Here is an 18,687-nt window from a genome sequence, read left to right on the forward strand (position 1 = left end):
GGCTGTGATGATCAAGGAAAGGAAATTCCGCGGTTGGTACATGGTAGGCGCCGTTCATCTTTTGCTGGCGGTTATTTTCGGTGCGGCCTATTCATTTGGCGCATTTTTTACTGCATTACAGGCGAATTTTGACGCGGGGCGTTTCTCTACCGCCTCAATATTCTCGTTGACGGCGTTAATTTACTACGTCGTCGGCGTATTTTCCGGTGCCTGGAGCGATCGTACTTCAGTAAGGACGGTAACCGGCATCGGTATTTTACTGCTTTCCCTAGGCTTTTTGGGCAGTAGCCTGCTGGCGTCGACACTGACGGCGTTTTTGTTCACGTTTTGCCTGTTGGTTGGCGGGGGAGTCGGGTTGGTTTACGTGCCGGCGGTTTCAACCATTCAACGCTGGTTCGTCGTTCATCGAAGTTCGGCTTCCGGCTTAGCGCTGGCTGGCACCGGTTTGGGAACGCTGGTGGGGCCGATGGTGGCTGGTGGGTTGATGCAGCATTTGTCCTGGCAAAGCACCCTACAAGTTTACGCCGTCGCTATCGCTGCGCTGGGATTATCTGCCGCCTTCGTCTTGCGAGGCAGGCCAGAGGACGTGGGAGAATATCCCGATGGGCTTCGTCCCGTAGAGGTGGCATCAATACCGGGTTCCGCGTTTAACGGTAGCGTTACGTTGCGAGAAGCGGCGAGACAGGCTCAGTTTTGGTGGTTTTTTATCGCGATATTTTTCGGCTCTATCGGACTGTTCCTGGCGTTGGTTCATATTAATCCTTATGCACAACAACAGGGGCTAAATGCAACGCAGGCCAATCTGCTCATCGGTTTGATCGGCGTGGGCAATATCGGCGGCCGTCTGGTTTTGGGGCGGATAGGCGACCGTATGGGCGCGCGGCGTTTTTTGGTTATCGTCACGTTGAGTTTGGCCCTGTTATGCGGTTTTTGGAGTGTGGCGCACAGCTTTACCGCGCTGGCGATTTTCGCGCTGCTGTTCGGCGCGGCCAACGGCGGCTGTATTGCGCTGTACCCGGCAGTGGCCAGTACATGGTTCGGCACCGCCAATCTGGGCGCCATTCTGGGGGCATTGTATATCGCCGTGGGGATCGCCGCCGTTGGCGGGGGTAGCGCCGCCGGTTGGCTGTATGACCTGTATCAGAGTTACACGTTGTCTATTGCGTTGGCTGGCATGGCGGCGCTGCTGTCTGCGTTGGGGATCGTCTTGGCTTCTCGCTGTACTTCCCGGATGGGATGAGGGAGGAGTCAAATGCTATTGCCTAATGACTTGCGCTCTGCCTTGGCGTTGTTGCGGCAAGCAGGGGATGAGATTACCCCGGTGGAGAGATCGATTTCTCCCGAGGTGGAGATGATTGAAGATTTTCTCGATGCCTATCGCCAGCCTGGCGGTTCCTGGTTTGCCGATGAGCAACCGTTACGGCTTTATCGACGACCAACACGGGGCGAGTTTCCCGTTTTGATGGGGATGTTTGGCAATCGTCGCCGTTGTAGGTTGTTTTTGGATCCCTTCGGACGTTATTCCGCAGACATATCAAATGCTCAGTTGTTGCTGCAGGCGGCGAGTAGGCCGATAGCGCCCAGATTACTGGGCGGGGAGGAACGCAACTTTCACAACGTGCGTAAGCCTGCTGAAATCCTGGCTTTGTTGCCGATCCTACGTTATCTGCAAGATGATCCTGGGCCGACGGTGACGTTGGGGTTGATCTATGCACGCGATAATCGAACCGGAGCCGCGAATTGTTCTTACCACCGAATTACCTTCAAAGAGGATTCGGTAGTGGTGGCGATTGACTCTCGTGGTCACTTGCAACGTATGCTTTCGGCACATCTGGCGCGCGGAGAGCAACTGCCTATTTCCGTCAATATCGGGCTTGATCCTGCCATTTATCTGGCTTCGGTATTGACTCGGCCTTGTCTTTCTTACGGTAGCGACGAGTTAGGCGTTGCGGGGGCTCTGCGCGGCAATGCGGTGGAGGTTGCGCCATGTTACGCCAATACGGGGCGATATATCGCCCATGCCGAGATCGTTATAGAAGGGATGTTGGGTGCGGAAAAAGAACCGGAGACAGCGGAGGTGGCCGGTTTTACCTTACCTGAGTATCTGGGTTATCGCTCGCCATGTGGTATGGCCACAACACTGGAGGTTCAGGCGGTAAGTCACCGCGCCGGGGCGATATATCAGACGCTGTCGGGTCCTGGTGTGGAGCAATCCATTTTACTTGGTTTAGGCCAAGAGTGTTCGCTGCTCGCCCGACTAAAAACAGAGGGACTTGAGAGGCTGTTTTGTCGCGTCGCGGCTCTGCCTTCCGGCGGCGGTCACTTGTTTACCGTATTGCAAGTCGCTAAACGCGCTTGCGGTGATGACCTGCGCGTTATCGACGCAGCTAAGAGATTGCTCGGCGAGGTGCCATCACTCAAAAATGTGTTACTGGTGGATGAGGATGTTGACCCTTATTCGGAGCGTGATGTCCTCTGGGCTATGAGTACGCGCGCCCGACTTGAACACGATATTCACGTCAGCGCTTTGCTGCCCGGCACTTCCCTTGACCCCTCGCAATTGCCGCTTTATGGCGGGAGTGATGCGAATGGGCTCGTCAATAAATGCGTCGTTGATTGTACGGTTCCTTTTAGCTCTCGGCGGCGTTTTCAACGGGCGTTTTAATGTGAGCGGTACGCCTTTCTGTAGCCTGCCTGACCAGGCTGGCGAACCATGATGTCTGTCATGTTGAAGGAGACAAACCATGACGAATACTCTCGATCCTCGTTTCGATTCCACCCGGAATATTTGTGCCCCTAGGGGCAACGAATTGACCTGCAAAAATTGGCTGACCGAGGCGGCCTATCGCATGATTCAAAATAATCTGGATCCCGACGTCGCCGAAAACCCGCAAGGGCTGGTTGTGTATGGCGGTATCGGTCGCGCTGCGCGCAATTGGCAATGTTACGATCAGATTTTGGCCTCACTTAAAGAGCTCAATGAAGACGAAACTCTGTTGGTTCAATCCGGAAAACCGGTTGGAGTATTCCGCACCCATACTGATGCTCCCCGAGTGTTAATCGCCAATTCTAATTTGGTTCCACAGTGGGCCAATTGGGAACACTTCAGCGAGCTTGATCGCAAGGGATTGTTCATGTACGGGCAAATGACTGCCGGTAGTTGGATCTACATCGGTAGCCAGGGCATTGTGCAGGGTACGTTTGAAACGTTTGCCGAAGCAGGCCGCCAGCACTATGGCGGGGATCTGACCGGACGCTGGATCCTCACCGCCGGGCTGGGGGGGATGGGCGGGGCGCAACCGTTAGCAGCGACATTGGCCGGCGCGGTTTCGTTGAATATAGAGTGTCAGCAGAGTAGCCTGGATTTTCGTTTGCGTACGCGCTATCTCGATAAACAGGCAAAAGATCTGGATGAAGCTATCGCCTTGATCAAGGAGCACACGGCGGCCGGACAGGCGGTTTCTATAGGCCTGCTAGGCAATGCCGCAGAGGTGTTACCTGAACTGGTCAAACGCGCGCATGCAGGCGGTATCCGACCCGATCTGGTTACCGATCAGACGTCTGCGCACGACCTGATCCACGGTTATTTGCCGGTGGGATGGAGCGTGGCGCAGTGGAAAGCAGCGCAACGCGATCCGGGGCAGCATGCCAGGTTGGCTGACGCCGCAGCCGCTAGCTGCGCCATTCATGTGCAGGCAATGCTTGATTTCGTTGACATGGGTGTGCCGGCTGTTGATTACGGTAACAATATTCGCCAGGTCGCACGCGATATGGGCGTGGAAAATGCTTTCGATTTTCCTGGCTTCGTACCGGCTTATATTCGCCCCCTGTTTTGCGAGGGCAAAGGGCCGTTTCGCTGGGTGGCGTTATCTGGCGATCCGGAAGATATCTACAAAACGGACGCCAAGGTTAAAGCGCTGTTTCCTGAAAACCAGCATATCCATCGTTGGCTGGATATGGCGCGTGAGCGCATTGCTTTCCAGGGATTGCCGGCGCGTATCTGTTGGTTGGGGTTGGGCGAGCGTCATCTGGCAGGCCTGGCTTTCAACGAGATGGTGCGTAGAGGGGAGCTTAGCGCGCCGGTTGTTATCGGCCGAGATCATCTGGATACTGGCTCCGTCGCCAGCCCCAATCGTGAAACCGAAAGCATGAAGGATGGAACCGATGCCGTTTCCGATTGGCCGTTGCTGAATGCATTGCTCAATACTGCGGGCGGCGCTACCTGGGTGAGTTTGCATCATGGTGGCGGTGTGGGGATGGGATATTCGCAGCATTCGGGAATGGTGATCGTGTGCGATGGCAGTGAGGAGGCTGACCGGCGGCTTGCTCGGGTGTTGGTCAACGACTGCGGTTCCGGCGTGATGCGCCATGCCGATGCTGGCTATGAGCAAGCCGTTGCTGCCGCGAAAAGGTTTGGATTGAAACTGCCGATGCTTTGAGAATAAGAGCATATTGAGGCTTTATAGCGGTTCTTATAAGGTAGAACCGCTATTTCTCTATAGGATGATTTTTACACTGTATTGCCTGTCTTGTGAGTATTTCACCTCTTGGCATGTGACGATTTAGTCTTGGCGTCAACTTACGGTTTTGCTGTCTGGCCTTCTTGCCAGTTTTGCCAAACCCATTCAAGCCCGCATTCGACCATCGCGAAATAGAGGCTGAAGTAGCGCTCCGCCATGATAAAGAACGAGCTGTTGAGTTCGATCACCACGTTATTGGTGGTGGTCAGCAGGCCGGATTTTTCCGCCGCCTGCAGAATGCGATTCACGTGCGCGCGTGAGACGGAGCACGACTTGGCGATTTTCGCCGAGGAGAGCAGCAGAAAGGGGGAGTCCTGCCGGATGCTTTCGATATGCAGCATCAGCAGCACCATGTGGCCGGCGTCCTTGCTGATAAACAGTCCGGATTGCGGCACCAGATCGATCAGGTAGATCTCCTTGAGCATCAGCTGCCCGTAGGCGGCGAAAAAGGTGGGCAGAAAGTCGGGCGCCGCCAGCAGCGTCGCGATGGGCATCTGTGGCGCCAGCGCCTGATAGGGCAACGCCATTGAGGCGATCAGCGCCTGGGTTTCCGCCAGCGCGTGCGGCGTAGGTTTATAGCGCAGCTGGCGTTTGTCATGTTCGCAGGGTTTGACCTCCAGTCTACGGCCGACCCGCAAAAAAAACAGAAAGGAGTCCAGGGAGTTCTCGCTGATCAAATTTTTCCCTTTAAAAAAGGCTTTGATGTCTTTCAGCCCGGCGGCGGGCTGGTGGTAATAAATGGACAGGATAGTGGAGCAAATGATGAACCGGCTGTTCCTGAAGATGATTTTATAAAACAGCGGATGTTTCTTGTAGGTCTCTTTTAATAACTCCCCGTGTTTGACGATGGCGGCGTGAAATGCCGGTGTTTGCCTGATGATGTTGGCCTGTTTCTCCAGGTGAAACTGTAGCTGGAATCTGCTTAGACTCATTTTCCCTATTTCCTGTACTTAAAAAAATGTGCTGCTTTTTATCGTTATGGGTTTGCTGTGTATGACTTGACGATCTGTTGGCCTTGGTCGTTGATGAGAGTGGCCTGAACGGTGATCTGAGAGGGGAGCCCCGACGCCGCAACGCCGTCGAGGTGATAATCCCGCGTGCTGAATGGCGCGGTCATCATGTCGCTTTCTTGCCGCACCGGGGCATCGCGCCTGTCGGTTTGCACGGCGATGCGAGCGAAGGAGAGATAAAACGCCGACCGGTTGTGACAGCGCAGCAGATAGCCACGCGGTGATTTTTGCAGCGTGAACGAAGCGGCCTCGGCCGCGTTGTCGGCGTTACCCTTCAGCGCTTTGGGGCGGTAGAAGATTTTCATCTGCGTGTTCATCGCCATCGTCACGCGCGACGCCTGCGGCGGCGTGATCGGCCGGCTGGGCGGGATCTCATACAGGTTAAGCCAGAACACCGACTCCCTGTCGGTGGGCAGGCTCGCGCCGGCAAACAGGATCCGCAGCCCTTTCAGCGCGGAAGGCGGCAGGGCGAATACGCTGGGCAGGGTGACAAACGGCGCACGGGACAGTTCGGGGGCGGCGTTGACGTCGCCGTTATCGACCCAGGTTTGCGCTACGATCGGATAGCCGTTGGTGTTGAGCAGCATCAGGGTTTTTTCCGTCTCGCCCTCGTGAAAGATCACCCGCGTGGCGGAGGCGATGATGCCCGCCTGCGCGCCCATGGTCGCCAGCGTCAGCAACAGGGCGTATCCCATCGTCAGATATTTCTTTCTCATCATTGCACCTTAACCCAGACGTAGGCCCTGGCGTCCACTTTGCCCGCGGTGACGGTCTGCCCGGGCAGCCGGGCGAGCGTGGCAGTGAGTTGGGTGGTGTAGTGGGTAAACCCCGCCGCGGTGCTGCCCCCGCCGCTGGCGCCGTTAAGCACTGGGTACCAGCCGGCGTCATTACCTTGCGGGCATTGCCCGGCGCTGCAGCGCGCCCAGCCGACGAAGTTCATCGGCGCGCCGTTGCCGGCGTTGGCGAGCGCGATACCCACGCCGGTGGCGACGCTGCTGTCGGTGCCGTAGCCGCTGGAGAGCAGGTAGCTCACGCCGCCGTTGGCGCTGACTAACCCGAGCCGCTGCGCCGCGACATAGCTTTCATACGGCACCTGCAGGCCGAGGGCGGTATTGTTGCTGCTGACGCCGGACACGGCGGCGTTGTCACATTCGATATTGAGGGTGAACTGCGCCTGTGAGGTTTGCCCGGCGGTCAGCTGGCTGACGGAGAGGGTCGGCAGGATCACCAGCGGCGTGACGTTGCGCGCCACGCAGGTGGCGGTATAGGTCAATGAGGAGATCGGTGCGGTGCCCATGCCCATCGCGTTCCACCGCCCGGTGCCCCAGGTGGCGTAGTTGGTGGCGGAGTCGCTGCCGATAGGATCCGAGGCGATGCCGGGCCCCTGAAAGGTGACATAGCCGTTCGGCTGCGTGCAGGTATAGTTCGAATTGCCGGTGGTCGATGCCATGCCCACTAGCGGGTTGCCGGCGCTGTAGCCACAGTAGTTGCTGGCGCCCGCACCCGGCAGCGAACTGATGCGGATCAGGTCGGCACGGATGGCGCTGAAGTCTTTCACCCGGATCTGAATTTTGCTGCCGACGGTGGCGTAGCGGGTAATCGGCGCCGACTGCCAGTAGCGGGTAAAAACCTTGCCGGAATCCAGGTGGGTCAGACGGATGCCGACATAGGGGAAATAGGTGGCGTAGTAGTTGGGGTTGCCGTCCTGGGCCCCAAGATCGTAATAGCCGCCGACGCGATCGTCGCCGTTGGTGGCGAAAACTTCATAGATCTGCCCCGCATCGCTAGCGTCGCATTCATACAACACCTTGTTGGGATCGGGATAGCGCGTGCCGGACGTAAGATCGAACACGCTGGTGCCGAGCGGCGTACCGACGGGCTGCAGGTAAGTGCTGGTCAGATTGACCCGGCCCAGCGCCGTGCCCACCCCGCAGGGATCGCAACCGGAATCGATCCAGGGGGCGACTCGGGTGCATTGGGCCAGCGCGGCGGGCGCGCCGAACAGCGACAGAGCAAGCAGCGCCAGGGCGGCGATCGGGTAAGCAATACGTTTCATCGTCTCTCCTGAGAATAAGTTTAATGGGCTAGCGACATGGGGCGCTGAGCCGCTGAATCGGTCCGTCTTCCCCGGCGGGCAAGCGGTAATGCAGCATGCACTGTTGGCTGGGCGCGTCGCCCCAGTTCAGCGTCAGCACACCGGCATTCCGGTCGCTGCGCAGATACACCTGATTGGCCTGGCCGACCATGCCCACGCTGTTGCCTGCCGCGTCAAGGACGTTGGCGCCCATCGGGATCGGTGCGTTATCGGGCCGCTGCGCGGTGATCAGCAGCGCCTGGCCGCGCACGGTGTTGAAGTGCAGGCGCACCGTGGCGCCGGCGTACGGGGCGACGCGGCGCTGGCCGTCTTCCAGTTCCGCTTTGTCGTTCATGCCTTCGGGGTTCAGCGCGACGGTGTTGTAGTGATAGGGCACTAGCGACGGCGCCAGGGCGTAGCCGAAGCTATCGACGCGCGCGCCCTGGCCGTCCATCACCCGTGCGCCGCTGGCGCCGGGCGCATCGATCAGGGCGAAGGTATCGCCGACATACGGTCCTAATGTCACGCCGCCGCGGTGCGCCACCACGGCGCCCTGCAGCGACAGGGAGCCTTGTCGGTACTGGCGCGCGGTGGAGAACGAGCCGGTGACGTTGGCGTAAGGCAGGCGGGTTTGCAGGTTGCCGCCCCAGATGCTTTGTTGGCGATCGTCGTCGGTGGTGAAGTTCAGGCCGTAGCTGACCGGCTGCTCGTCGCCGACGCTGCCCGACAGCGCAGCCTGATAGTTGCCGCCCTGACCCTGGCTGTGGTTGGCCAACAGCGAGACGCTGGGGGCGGATGATGAACGTCCGAGCGGGAAGCTCAGCGACAGGGCGGTGACGGTTTGCGTGTTCTGTGTCAGCGGCGCGCTGTAGACGTTATCCAGTGGCCCGTAGCCGCGGTAGTCGCCGCTGCTGTCGCCCAGGCTGCGGGTGCGCGTGACGGAGAGGTTAAGCGCCACGCCGTTGCCGAAGGTTTTTCCCCAGCCCAGTTGGAGCTGATTGTCGCGGCCGCGCTGATCGCGGTAGTCCTGGGTCGAGCCGGACATCGTCAGGCTGCCGAATGCCCCCATTCCCTGATTGACGGCCACCTCGAAACGCGAACGCTGGCGGTAGGAGTCGGACTGCCAGTTTTGGCCGGTAGTGGCGGCGCGCCGTACGCCGAGCACGTCGCTGAGATCGCGAAAGCCTTCAGTAGAGTAGCGGTAGCCGGCGATGGATAAGGTGGTGTCCGTCGGGCTGAAGGTTCGGCTGTAAGAGAGGTGCAGCATCCAGCCGGAGGCGCCGCCGTCCGGCAGGCTGGCGTGGGAATAGGTGGTATCCATGCCGAAGGCGCCCAGCCAGCTGCTGTACACGCCGCCCAGCATCATCGCCTGGTAGCCGTCCGCCAGCTGGTTGCCGAGGTTGAAGGTCAGGGCGTTGGTCAGGCCGTGCTGCCAGGTCACTTCGCTGAACAGATCGTTGTCGCCGACGTAGCGGGAACGGCCGACGATCGCGGAGTAGCGCGACTGGCCGGGGCGGATGGATTCCGGCACCGCGGCGAACGGCACGGTGAAGGTGCTGACGCTGCCGTCGGCTTCCGTCACCACCACGGTGAGATCGCCGGCGTAGTTGGTGGCGTACAGATCGTTGATGGCGAACGGCCCCGGCGCGACGGTGGTTTCATACAGCGTGCTTTTGCCCTGCAGCACCGTCACTCGCGCATTACTTTTTGCCACGCCGCGCACCACCGGCGCATAGCCGCGCTGTGAATCCGGCAGCATGCGGTCGTCTGAACTGAGCTGAATGCCGCGAAAGCCCAGGCCGGAGAAGAAGTGCCCGTCGGTAAAGCCTTCGCCCAACAGCATTTCGCTGCGCCAGGGCAAGATCGCGCGCTGCACGTAGCGGCGGCTGGTGTCCAGGTGGCCGCCGAACTCCCGATCGTAGCGGTAGCTGGACTGCTGGCGGTAGCGCCATAGCCCGAGGTTGAACCCGCCGTTCAGGTTGGCGTAGGTCGAGTCGAGATCGCGGGTTTGCCCCTGTCGGTAGCTGACGTGGTACTGGTTGAGGTTGTAATTGACGAAGGCCATCGATTCGCCGCTGTCCAGGCTGGCGGGATTGACGCTGCCGCGCGGCTGGCCGTTCAACAGCGCCTGCGGAATGCTCAGATCCAGCCGCAGCCGCGAGATATCGGCGTTCACCGTAATGTCCTTCAAATCCCGGCCGGGTAGCAGGCATGCTGTTTGGGGCATCGGCGGATTTTTCAGCCCGAAGCGCGTCAGCTGCGGCCGATCGAAACAGGGCAGTACCTGCTTGCCTTCACGCACGAAGCGAATTTGATCGCGCTCGAGAAACTGGCCGTTGAGGTACAGATCGATCTGATAGCTGCCGGGGGCGACGGCGTCCTGTTGGTTGAATTGACTCAGGGCGCTGTTGCTCAGCACGCTGCCGCGTAGCAGCGCGGGATCGAAGGTGTAGCCATCGGCGGCGGCGCAGCCCAGTGGCAGCGCCAGCAGCGCGCAATACCAGCGTGCGGGCAGCGGCGTCGCCTTGCGAGCATCGAACATGAAAACCTCCCTGTCTGGTTTCAGCGCGCGACGTTCAGGGTGCGTGTGATTTCCACCCCATAGTCATTGATGACGCGCAGTGCGACCTGCCGCACCTCCCCGTTCACCGGCCAGCTGGCCTGCGAAAACGGCGGGATCAGATCCGCCTGCGGGATCACGGTGCGTTTCGCGCCGCTGAGGATCGCGGCCTGGCTGACGTTGGCGTAGTAGCCGGTCGGGTTGTCGACGTGCAGCGCGTTGCCGGCCTGGCGCAGGCTGAGCCGATCGATAACGTGGTTGGCGTCACCGGACAGCCCGGCGGGGCGATAGAACACCTTCAGCCGATTGGTGACCACCAGCAGCAGTTTGTTCTTGTCGCTGTCCGTCTGGCGCACCGCGGGCACCTGCAGGAAGTTGAGGTAGAACAGCGATTCGCGATCGCGCGGCAGCGGCTGGCCGACGAACGACAGCCGCACCATCTGCCCGCTGTGCGGATTCATGCGGAAGATTTGCGGCGAGGCGACAAAGGGCGCATCGGCGTTTTCCGGCGTGGATTTGGGGTTATTGATGTCGAGCCAGATCTGCATCAGCGCCGGGGTGCCGTCGTCGTTGGTGAACTGCAGCGTTTTTTCCCGTGCCTCGGCGGGGTAGATCACTCGGTTGCCGAGCAGCGTCACGCTGGCCGACGCGTGGGTAGCGGCAAAACTTATCAGGCAAAGCGACAGGGCGGCCCATCGGTGGGCGGAGCGGGTTATCTGCGGCATAAACGTGAACCGATAAAGGGAGCGAGTTATTCAGCGCCGCCTGGCTAAGGGCGGCGCTGGCATCAACAGGTATGGCGCCTGACGCCGGCTTATTTATAGCTAATGGCGAACTGTGCGGTGGCGATCACCGAACCGGCCGCCACGCCGGTGTCTTCCGCGTAGTAGCGGGCCACCAGGTTCTGCGAGGTGGAGGTGGCGTCTTTCGCCAGCGTCATCGCAGAGGTAGTGACGGTCGAACCGCTGGCGAACGACAGCGGCGTGGTGGCGTCGCTGTCCAGCAGTTGGATGGACACTTTGGCCGCATCGCCCGCGTTGCCCAGGTTGCCGTTGGTGGTTGGGTTGTTGCCCGCCAGCACGGTTTTGATCGCCGTATCGCTGGTTGCCGCCGCACAGCCGGTCACGTTGACGGTGAAGGTGGTGTCGCCGGCGGTGGCGCCTTTGGCGGCGAGCTTGCTGGCGGCGACGGTCGGCAGCAGAACGACCGGGTTGGATTGGTTGCCGTTAATATTCACCGAACAGGTTTGCGTGCTGACTTCGCCTTTAAATTGCACCGTATTGGACGAAGCGGCCGCACAGGCGCCGGAGAGAGCCAGCATGGATAATGCGACTAATTTAACATTCATGTGAAATGCCCTTTAATTTACTTTGGAGAAAAGCTTTCCTGGCAGTAATAAATTACTGTCGTACGGTTGTTGGTTAATCATGTTGCGCAATTGTTTTTTAAACGCGTCGGCAAACATGGATTTTCATCCTAGCAAACTAAGAATTTTCCCTATAGATGTTTTGAATAAGACAATAAGGCGAGGGTGTTGATTGTTACATTTTCTTTCATTTATGCTTATGTCCTGAGAAATAGAAAATAGATCTATATCATTACGTTGCGTTTTTATTGAGTTGTCAGTTTTTGTGAATGAAATATTTTGAAACATTCATGCCTTTTTTGCGTATTAATCAATGCACTGGCTGTTGCGTGATTATTTGAAAAACATGTTATCAAGATGTTTTATATCGGTGTGCTTTGCAGGCGAATTACCCCAAAAAAGAGCAGCGACAAGCCGCCTGAGGTGTGGAAGCATGTTTTCATGCTGATAAGGAGAATTAAAGTGAGAGTGATTTATATCGACGGTTCGTCGTTGTGCCGGTTAGGTATGAAAACTTTATTGGGCGGTGGGGTGATAACCTTATCCTCTCCCAATATTAATATTATTAAAAATATAAGCCCGGCGCCTGATTTAATTATCATGGATTTTCCCCATGAAATTTATCGGTTCGAAGCCTATTTGACGTTTATTCACCTTTGCCGCGCTGAATATAAAAATGTCCGGATATTGTTCTTCGTCGATAAGACTTCGCCGCTGATCCTGGCATTTATCGCGGCGGCGCAGCCGGATGCGATTTTGCACAAACGGGAAGCGTTGCAGGTGGTGCGGGAGACCTGCGCGGCGCTGAGCCGCCGGGAAAAGGCGGGCGAACGGCGCGCGCTGAACAGGCATCAGGCGGCGGCGATCACGCCCGGCGAGGCGGCGGTGCTGTGTGAAACGGCCCGTACGGAAGATATCCGCCTGACCGCGCGGCGACTGAATTTGCACCCGAAAACCGTTTATTCGCACCTCAACAATGCCGGCAAGAAGTTCGGCATCCGCAATCGGGTGGAATTGCTGAAAATGATTGCGCTGCTGTAGATCACAACGAAGGGGCTTGGCCGACGGCCAGCCGCCATTGCGTCATTTCGTCGGCGCCCGGCCCGGCCGCCAGCGCCAGGTTTTGCGCCGGCAGCGATTCGCCGGTCACGGCATCCACCGCGCGCAGGGTGGCGGGGTGGCCGGTTACGCGGTCAACCACGCGCAGCGGCGGCCCGGCCAGCTCGGACAGATTCCATTTGTCGCCAATCTGAATCATCGCCATCACCAGCAGCCCGAGATCTTTTCCCTTCTCCGTCGGCAGATACTCATAACGAGCGGGGCGCGTTTGGTATTGCCGCTTTTCGATAAGGCCGTGGCTTTCCAGGGCCTTGAGCCGGTCGGCCAGCGTATTGTTGGTGATGCCGGTCGAGTGGCGCAGATCGTCATAGCGCGAGAGCCCCAGCAGCAGATCGCGCATGAGAATAGCGCCCCAGCGATCGCCCAATGCCGACAGCACGTGCGCCACCGAGCACGTCATGCCTTCAAACCCTTTTGCTTTCACGTTGCTTTACCTCCGCTTGCCGCCTGATTGCCGAGAATGTTATCGCCTCGGCTTGATAACTTCAATAATTGGAGTTATTACTCTTATTATTGGAGTTTATCATTAACAGCGGCTGATGGCCTGAGCGCCGGCCGGAAACCCTAGGAGACAACGCGATGCCACTGTGGCAGATTTACCACCCTGAGCCGGCCTTCAGCGCCGCCGATAAACGCGCGATTGCGCAGAAGGTCACTGCCCTGTATCAGGACTTTTTGCCGCGCTTTTACGTCAACGTGTTCTTCCACGCGCTGCCGCCAGGTTCGGCCTATCTCGGCGGCGAACCGGCCGATGATTTCGTGCGGGTGACCATCGACCATATCGCGCGCGCCATGGACAACGACGCAGAGCAGCAGCAATTCCTGGCGGCCTGCACCCGCATCCTGCACCCCTACATCGCCGCCCGCGGGTTGCGCTGGGAACTGCACGTGGACGAAACGCCGTTCTCGCTGTGGACGATTGACGGATTAAAACCGCCGGCGCCGGGGACGGCGGCAGGCGAGAAGTGGCGCAGCGAGAATCGGCCTTCGGCGTGGGAGGGAAGTTGATGGGGGAGCGGCGGCGGCAAAACGCTTTTCGCCACCGCGAACCGTTATCAGCGCTTAGCCTTTTCGCTTAAAGACCTTCTGCCGCAACCAGTGTTTGATCTGGCCCCAATACTCTTTGCCCAGCAGGGCGATGGCAATGACAAACAAGGTTTCACCGACCACAACAAGCGTAGAGACAACGACAATCTTGTAGGGGATGTCGAGGAACGGAATGACAGGGAAGGCAAGCCAATACAGCAGAACCACGAAAAGCATGGAAAACCCGGCTTTTTTCCTACCACTCAGATTCTTGCTGCGTGCCAGCAGGCTAGGCAACTTGCGCAGCCAGTTTTCAAGATCGTCAATCAGGGTATAAACGACAGGGATAACCAGCAGGCTCAGCACGGTGGATGTAATCAATCCTCCGATGACGGCCACCGCCATCGGGCTGCGGAAGCTGGGGTCGGCACTGCCGAAACCCAGAGCCACAGGCAACATGCCTGCCCCCATCGCTAACGTGGTCATGATGACGGGGCGGGAACGTTTGTGGCAGGCATCAATCAGCGCTTCCGTTCGGCTCATGGGTTTATTGAGCACTTCGCCATTCGGACCGATGTGGCCGCGACGTGACTCGATCGCATAATCGACCAGCAGTATCGAGTTTTTGGTCGCAATCCCCATCAACATGATTAACCCGATCAGGGATGACATCGAGAAAGACTGCCCCGCCAACAGTAACCCAACGAATGCGCCGCCCAATGACAGTGGGAGCGCGGCCAGGATGGTGATCGGTTGGAAGAAGTCTTTGAACAGCAGAACCAGCACGATATAGATGGCCAGGATCCCGGCGACCATAGCCGTGCCGAAACCGGCAAACAGTTCCTTCATCATTTCGTCATCACCCTGCACAACCTGGTGCACGCCGACCGGCAGATTCTGGATTGACGGCAGCTTCGCCACCTGAGCGGCCAGATCCCCGAGTTGGGTGCCCGACAGTTCTACGTCAAGGGTCACGCTGCGCGTGCGATTGATGCGACTGATCTGCGCCGGTCCACTGCCTTGCTCAATGTTGACGATCTGATTGAGCAGCACCGGGCCTCTGGCACCGGGTACGGTCAAACGTTCAAGTAATCCCATATCCTCACGGATGTCTTTTGACAGCTTGACGACGATCGGGATCTGGCGCTGCTCCACGTTGAATTTTGACAGGAACTGATCGTAGTCGCCTACGGTCGCAATACGCAAAGTATCGGCAATAGCGACGCCCGATACCCCAAGATCGGCCGCTTTGGCGAAATTGGGTTGCAGGAGGATTTCGCTGCGCGCCAGCCCGGCACTGGAGGTAATGTTACCGAGGCCGGGGAGCTGCCGCAGATCGCTTAATACGGCATCGGCCGCCTTAGCCAGCAGCTGGGGATCATCGCCGGCCAACACCAACTGGTATTTTTCACCTGAGCCGCCAAACCCCACTTTGCTGCGCACCCCCGGAAGTGCTGCCATTGCCGTGCGTATCTCGCCTTCGATGACCTGCTTCTTCGGGCGCGCTTGACGCGCATCCAACAACACCGTCAGCGTTGCCATGCGAACATCGGTTTTCCCATCGGAAGCCATGACATCGCCGCCCGTTGCACCGCCACCGATGGTGGTATAGATGTTACGGATATGTGGGATGGGCGCCAGGCGATGCCGAGCGAGTTCTGCCATGGCCTGGGTTTGTTCCAGCGTGCTCCCTGGCGGCAGTTCCAACGTCACCTGCGTCTGGGAGTTGTCATCTGCAGGGAAAAAGCCCTGGGGCAGCAGAGGAATAAGCATCAGAGAGCCAATAAAGAACCCGCCGGCCAGCGCCAGGGTGAGCCCGCGGTGCCGCAGCGTCCACCGGCAGGCGCGCAGGTAGAGCGCCATCCAGACAGGATCGCGCTGAGGGCGCGTATGCGGCTTCATCAGGTAGGCGGCCATCATTGGCGTCAGCAAGCGCGCCACAACCAGCGAGGCAAACACCGCCAGCGCCGCCGTCCATCCAAACTGCGTGAAGAATCTTCCGGCAACGCCGGACATGAAGGCCGTCGGCAGGAAAACGGCGATCAAGGCAAATGTCGTGGCGACGACGGCCAGGCCGATTTCCGATGCGGCATCCATCGCGGCCTGGTACGGCGGTTTACCCATGCCGATGTGGCGTTCGATGTTCTCCACTTCGACGATGGCATCATCCACCAACAGGCCAATCACCAGCGACAGCGCCAGCAGCGTGACGATACTGAGCGAAAAGCCCATCATGTCCATACCGATGAAGGCCGGTAAAATCGACAGGGGCAACGCCGCCGCCGAGATCAGCGTCGCCCGGATATCGCGCAGAAACATGAAGACCACCAGGATAGCGAGAATGGCGCCTTCATAGATCATGTGCATGGAGGCGTCGAACTCCTCTTGCACAGGCCGTACAAAGTCGAAGACCTGCGTGATGTGCAAATCAGGCCGCTCCGTGCGCAACTGCGCCAGAACTTTCTCCACCTTGTTGCCGACCTCGACTTCACCGGCGCCTTTGGCGCGCGTGATCTCAAAGCCCACCACCTTCTTGCCGTTGAGTAGCGCAAGTGAACTGCGTTCCGCAATGGTGTCTTTCAGCGTCGCCACGTCGTCCAGGCGAAAACGTTGCCCGCCGGGCAACGACAGTTCCACCGCGGCTAGTTCATCCACGTTCTTGACGCGGGCGACCAAACGCAGCGGCTGTTTTCCCCGCCCCAGATCGACTCGCCCGCCCGTCGCGTCCATCTGTACATCGCGCAACTGGCGGGAAACCTCGGCAGCGGTGGCGCCAATCGCCTCCAGTTTGACCGGATCGAGTTCGACTTGGATCTCGCGGTTCACGCCGCCCACACGGGTGACCGACCCTACGCCGGCGACGCCTCTCAGACGCCGCGACAGGGTATTGTCCACGAACCAGGACAGCTCATTCTCATCCATCTTGCTGGCGCTGATGGAAAAGGCCAGGATAGGTTTGCCCGTGATGTTGAGCTTGCGAACGATAGGATCACGTAAATCCGTCGGCAACTCGGTGCGAATGCTTTGCACGGCTGACCGGACTTCATCCACCGCTTCCTGAACGGGTTTTTCCAGACGAAACTCCGCTGAGATATCGACCAGCCCGTCCTGGATCGTGGTACGCAAGTTCTTCAATCCCTGCACCGAAGAGACGGTGTCCTCCAGCTTGCGCGCCACCTCCGTTTCGAGCTGGGGCGGCGCAGCGCCCGGAAGAGAAGCGGACACGGTCACCGTAGGCACATCCATGTCCGGGAAGCTCTGGATCTTCATCAATTTGAAAGAATAAAAGCCGGCAACGCTCAAGATGACAAAGAGCAAGATAGACGGAATGGGGTTGCGAATGGACCAGGTAGAGATATTCATGATGGGCCTCTTAGCGCGCTTCCGATGAGTGGGAAGCATCGGTGGTGTTGGCCAATTGGACTTTATCGCCCTCATTGAGGAATACGCCGCCGCTGGCGACGATGCGTTCCGCGCCTTGAAGACCGGACAGGATCTCCTGCTGGTCATTCACCAGACGGCCTACCGCGACTTTAAGCGGATGTGCACGCATCTCGTCATCTACGGTGAACACCAGGTGAAAACCGTCGCGCGCCACGACGGCGGATTGCGGCACGGTCAGCCCTTGCCGATCGCCGACCGTAATCAGACCGCTGGCATACGTGCCGGGCCGAATGGGAGAGGCGTTCTTCGCTGTCGATGGGAGGATGTCCACATAGGCAATCCCACGGCGCGAGGTTGAATTGACGGTGGGGGCGGCCAGGCGTACGACGCCTTCCCAGGTGTTACCGCCAGGTGAAGCGATCTGCGCTTTTTGCCCCGGTTGGATTTGTTCCAGCTGCTGCGCCGACAATTCCGCTCGCCATTCAAATTTTCCCTGGCGGATCAGGCGGAACATTTCAGTGCTTTGCATAGGAACTGAACCGATCGTGGCCGATCGCGCGGAGATGATGCCGTCATCGGGGGCGCGCAATATCGTCTGGTCCAGTCGCAACTGCTGGGCCGCCATGCGTGCTTTCGCCGACTCCAGACGCGCCTGCGCCGTCTTTTCCTGGGTTAACAGTTTTTGGATATCCTGTTCACTCAGGCTGCCGACACCGCGCAGCAATCGCGCGCGTTTTCCATCCGCTTGCGCATTCAACGCGACTGCTTTCGCTTCGTTGAGATCGGCTTTCGCCAGCAGCCAGTCATTCATCACGGAGTCGCGTGTAAATTCCGCCAGCGGTTGGCCCTGGCGCACCACATCCCCTTCCTGCACCAACAGTTTTTGCACGCGCAGCCCATTGGCTTCCGGGCTGATGATCGCCTCTTGCCAGGCCGCAACAGAGCCATTGGCCGTGACGGTGCGGGAAAGGGACTGTCTTGCCGGCGTTGTCAGGGTCACTGTCAGCGTCGGTTTATCTGCCGGTGGGGCAACCTTGTCCGCCGGCGTATCGCAGGCCGATAAGGCGGCGGCAATCGGCATCGCCAGCACGGCTGCATGCAGGGTCCGCAAAGACCAAAAGCGGGGACGCGTGTTTTTAGCTATCAGTTGTGTCATCGGGAGAACCCATAAGGTGAATGATTTGTCGAACCTGTCGCCAGCGGCGCGGCGATGTATTGCTCTGTATTGAATTTCAAACGAATACGGCGCTGTCCTGCAGCGGTTCAGCCTGGCGTTGAAGCATTGCTCGCTCTGACGAAGTGAACAGACGCCGTATCCACTTCCGCACTGTCGATCGCACGCGGCTATGATGCTCATGCGGTTCAGCCTGCCAACCCGCCACACTTTCACCGGGATCGGTATCCACGCGCGATAGATCCAACGTCCAGGGAACCGAATGCTTGGTTGTGTGGCGGTTGATCCCGCTTCCATCGGCAGCGGTCTTGCCACGACCGGCGACTTCCTTCTGAGCAGATTGAGACGCCCGGCGAGGGGGCGTTTGTATCGCCCATTCGAAGGATTCAGGCAATGGCGCGCTTTGGGTAGAGAACGCGTGTTGTCGCCGGCAGGTACGCGAGGCGTAATAGAG

General features: G+C 58.8%; 14 protein-coding genes. 5 read left to right on the plus strand and 9 right to left on the minus strand.

The genetic code is table 11. The features are described 5' to 3' along the window. Positions 1-7: 7 nt before the first annotated feature. The 3 genes from ACJ8J4_RS00685 (at position 8) to hutU (ending at position 4,439) form a co-directional block, all read left to right on the plus strand. A complete protein-coding gene (locus ACJ8J4_RS00685; RefSeq protein WP_049204159.1) occupies positions 8-1,240 on the plus strand; it encodes an MFS transporter in 1,233 nt (410 codons plus the stop codon). Between the two features lie 12 nt (positions 1,241-1,252). Beyond that, the gene (locus ACJ8J4_RS00690) at positions 1,253-2,665 is read left to right on the plus strand and encodes a UbiD family decarboxylase (protein ID WP_060447299.1); all 1,413 of its coding nucleotides are present in this window, start codon (positions 1,253-1,255) and stop codon (positions 2,663-2,665) included. Between the two features lie 79 nt (positions 2,666-2,744). Next, positions 2,745-4,439 (plus strand): urocanate hydratase, encoded by a 1,695-nt coding sequence (gene hutU / locus ACJ8J4_RS00695; protein ID WP_147823380.1) that lies wholly within the window; start codon positions 2,745-2,747, stop codon positions 4,437-4,439. A gap of 140 nt (positions 4,440-4,579) precedes the next feature. Here the strand turns inward: hutU and ACJ8J4_RS00700 are convergent, their stop codons facing one another. The 6 genes from ACJ8J4_RS00700 to ACJ8J4_RS00725 all read right to left on the minus strand — a co-directional run bounded on the left by ACJ8J4_RS00700 (position 4,580) and on the right by ACJ8J4_RS00725 (position 11,512). Then, the gene (locus ACJ8J4_RS00700) at positions 4,580-5,452 is read right to left on the minus strand and encodes a hypothetical protein (RefSeq protein ID WP_197835502.1); all 873 of its coding nucleotides are present in this window, start codon (positions 5,450-5,452) and stop codon (positions 4,580-4,582) included. Positions 5,453-5,496: 44 nt separating this feature from the next. Further along, positions 5,497-6,246, minus strand: coding sequence for a fimbrial biogenesis chaperone (locus ACJ8J4_RS00705; RefSeq protein ID WP_197835504.1), 750 nt, complete (start codon positions 6,244-6,246; stop codon positions 5,497-5,499). After that, a complete protein-coding gene (locus ACJ8J4_RS00710; RefSeq protein WP_038629212.1) occupies positions 6,246-7,586 on the minus strand; it encodes a fimbrial protein in 1,341 nt (446 codons plus the stop codon). Before ACJ8J4_RS00710 ends, ACJ8J4_RS00705 begins: the two co-directional genes overlap by 1 nt. A gap of 28 nt (positions 7,587-7,614) precedes the next feature. Further along, on the minus strand, positions 7,615-10,146 hold the full coding sequence (locus tag ACJ8J4_RS00715) for a fimbria/pilus outer membrane usher protein (protein WP_197835506.1): 2,532 nt from the start codon (positions 10,144-10,146) through the stop codon (positions 7,615-7,617). 20 nt (positions 10,147-10,166) lie between these two features. Beyond that, positions 10,167-10,889, minus strand: coding sequence for a fimbrial biogenesis chaperone (locus ACJ8J4_RS00720; RefSeq protein WP_099817295.1), 723 nt, complete (start codon positions 10,887-10,889; stop codon positions 10,167-10,169). An 89-nt stretch (positions 10,890-10,978) separates the two neighbouring features. Next, complete coding sequence (locus ACJ8J4_RS00725; RefSeq protein WP_033640638.1) at positions 10,979-11,512, minus strand: fimbrial protein; 534 nt, start codon at positions 11,510-11,512, stop codon at positions 10,979-10,981. A 375-nt stretch (positions 11,513-11,887) separates the two neighbouring features. On the opposite strand from ACJ8J4_RS00725, the gene ACJ8J4_RS00730 reads away from it, so the two are divergent. Then, positions 11,888-12,571 (plus strand): helix-turn-helix transcriptional regulator, encoded by a 684-nt coding sequence (locus ACJ8J4_RS00730; protein WP_230203365.1) that lies wholly within the window; start codon positions 11,888-11,890, stop codon positions 12,569-12,571. 1 nt (position 12,572) lies between these two features. Here the strand turns inward: ACJ8J4_RS00730 and ACJ8J4_RS00735 are convergent, their stop codons facing one another. Next, positions 12,573-13,073, minus strand: a complete 501-nt coding sequence (locus tag ACJ8J4_RS00735; protein WP_089195784.1) for a winged helix-turn-helix transcriptional regulator — start codon at positions 13,071-13,073, stop codon at positions 12,573-12,575. A gap of 155 nt (positions 13,074-13,228) precedes the next feature. Between ACJ8J4_RS00735 and ACJ8J4_RS00740 the strand changes: the two genes are divergently transcribed. Beyond that, complete coding sequence (locus ACJ8J4_RS00740) at positions 13,229-13,657, plus strand: tautomerase family protein (RefSeq protein ID WP_043141542.1); 429 nt, start codon at positions 13,229-13,231, stop codon at positions 13,655-13,657. Positions 13,658-13,711: 54 nt separating this feature from the next. Here ACJ8J4_RS00740 and ACJ8J4_RS00745 read toward each other — a convergent pair whose 3' ends face one another. Both ACJ8J4_RS00745 and ACJ8J4_RS00750 read right to left on the minus strand, forming a co-directional pair. Beyond that, entirely contained in the window at positions 13,712-17,038 is a 3,327-nt protein-coding gene (locus tag ACJ8J4_RS00745) for an efflux RND transporter permease subunit (protein WP_197835508.1), read from the minus strand. A gap of 10 nt (positions 17,039-17,048) precedes the next feature. Next, positions 17,049-18,215, minus strand: coding sequence for an efflux RND transporter periplasmic adaptor subunit (locus ACJ8J4_RS00750; RefSeq protein ID WP_237651454.1), 1,167 nt, complete (start codon positions 18,213-18,215; stop codon positions 17,049-17,051). Between the last annotated feature and the right edge of the window lie 472 nt (positions 18,216-18,687).

The organism is Serratia sp. CY47280 (assembly GCF_052168655.1).
GTDB lineage: Bacteria > Pseudomonadota > Gammaproteobacteria > Enterobacterales > Enterobacteriaceae > Serratia > Serratia bockelmannii.

Bases quoted from the DNA above. Each gene is read 5' to 3' on its own strand.
- ACJ8J4_RS00720 (WP_099817295.1), bottom strand. From the start codon at position 10,889: ATGCCGCAGATAACCCGCTCCGCCCACCGATGGGCCGCCCTGTCGCTT.
- ACJ8J4_RS00685 (WP_049204159.1), top strand. From the start codon at position 8: ATGATCAAGGAAAGGAAATTCCGCGGTTGGTACATGGTAGGCGCCGTT.
- ACJ8J4_RS00740 (WP_043141542.1), top strand. From the start codon at position 13,229: ATGCCACTGTGGCAGATTTACCACCCTGAGCCGGCCTTCAGCGCCGCC.
- ACJ8J4_RS00745 (WP_197835508.1), bottom strand. From the start codon at position 17,038: ATGAATATCTCTACCTGGTCCATTCGCAACCCCATTCCGTCTATCTTG.
- ACJ8J4_RS00750 (WP_237651454.1), bottom strand. From the start codon at position 18,215: ATGACACAACTGATAGCTAAAAACACGCGTCCCCGCTTTTGGTCTTTG.
- ACJ8J4_RS00730 (WP_230203365.1), top strand. From the start codon at position 11,888: ATGTTTTATATCGGTGTGCTTTGCAGGCGAATTACCCCAAAAAAGAGC.
- ACJ8J4_RS00690 (WP_060447299.1), top strand. From the start codon at position 1,253: ATGCTATTGCCTAATGACTTGCGCTCTGCCTTGGCGTTGTTGCGGCAA.
- hutU (WP_147823380.1), top strand. From the start codon at position 2,745: ATGACGAATACTCTCGATCCTCGTTTCGATTCCACCCGGAATATTTGT.
- ACJ8J4_RS00710 (WP_038629212.1), bottom strand. From the start codon at position 7,586: ATGAAACGTATTGCTTACCCGATCGCCGCCCTGGCGCTGCTTGCTCTG.
- ACJ8J4_RS00715 (WP_197835506.1), bottom strand. From the start codon at position 10,146: ATGTTCGATGCTCGCAAGGCGACGCCGCTGCCCGCACGCTGGTATTGC.
- ACJ8J4_RS00705 (WP_197835504.1), bottom strand. From the start codon at position 6,246: ATGAGAAAGAAATATCTGACGATGGGATACGCCCTGTTGCTGACGCTG.
- ACJ8J4_RS00725 (WP_033640638.1), bottom strand. From the start codon at position 11,512: ATGAATGTTAAATTAGTCGCATTATCCATGCTGGCTCTCTCCGGCGCC.
- ACJ8J4_RS00700 (WP_197835502.1), bottom strand. From the start codon at position 5,452: ATGAGTCTAAGCAGATTCCAGCTACAGTTTCACCTGGAGAAACAGGCC.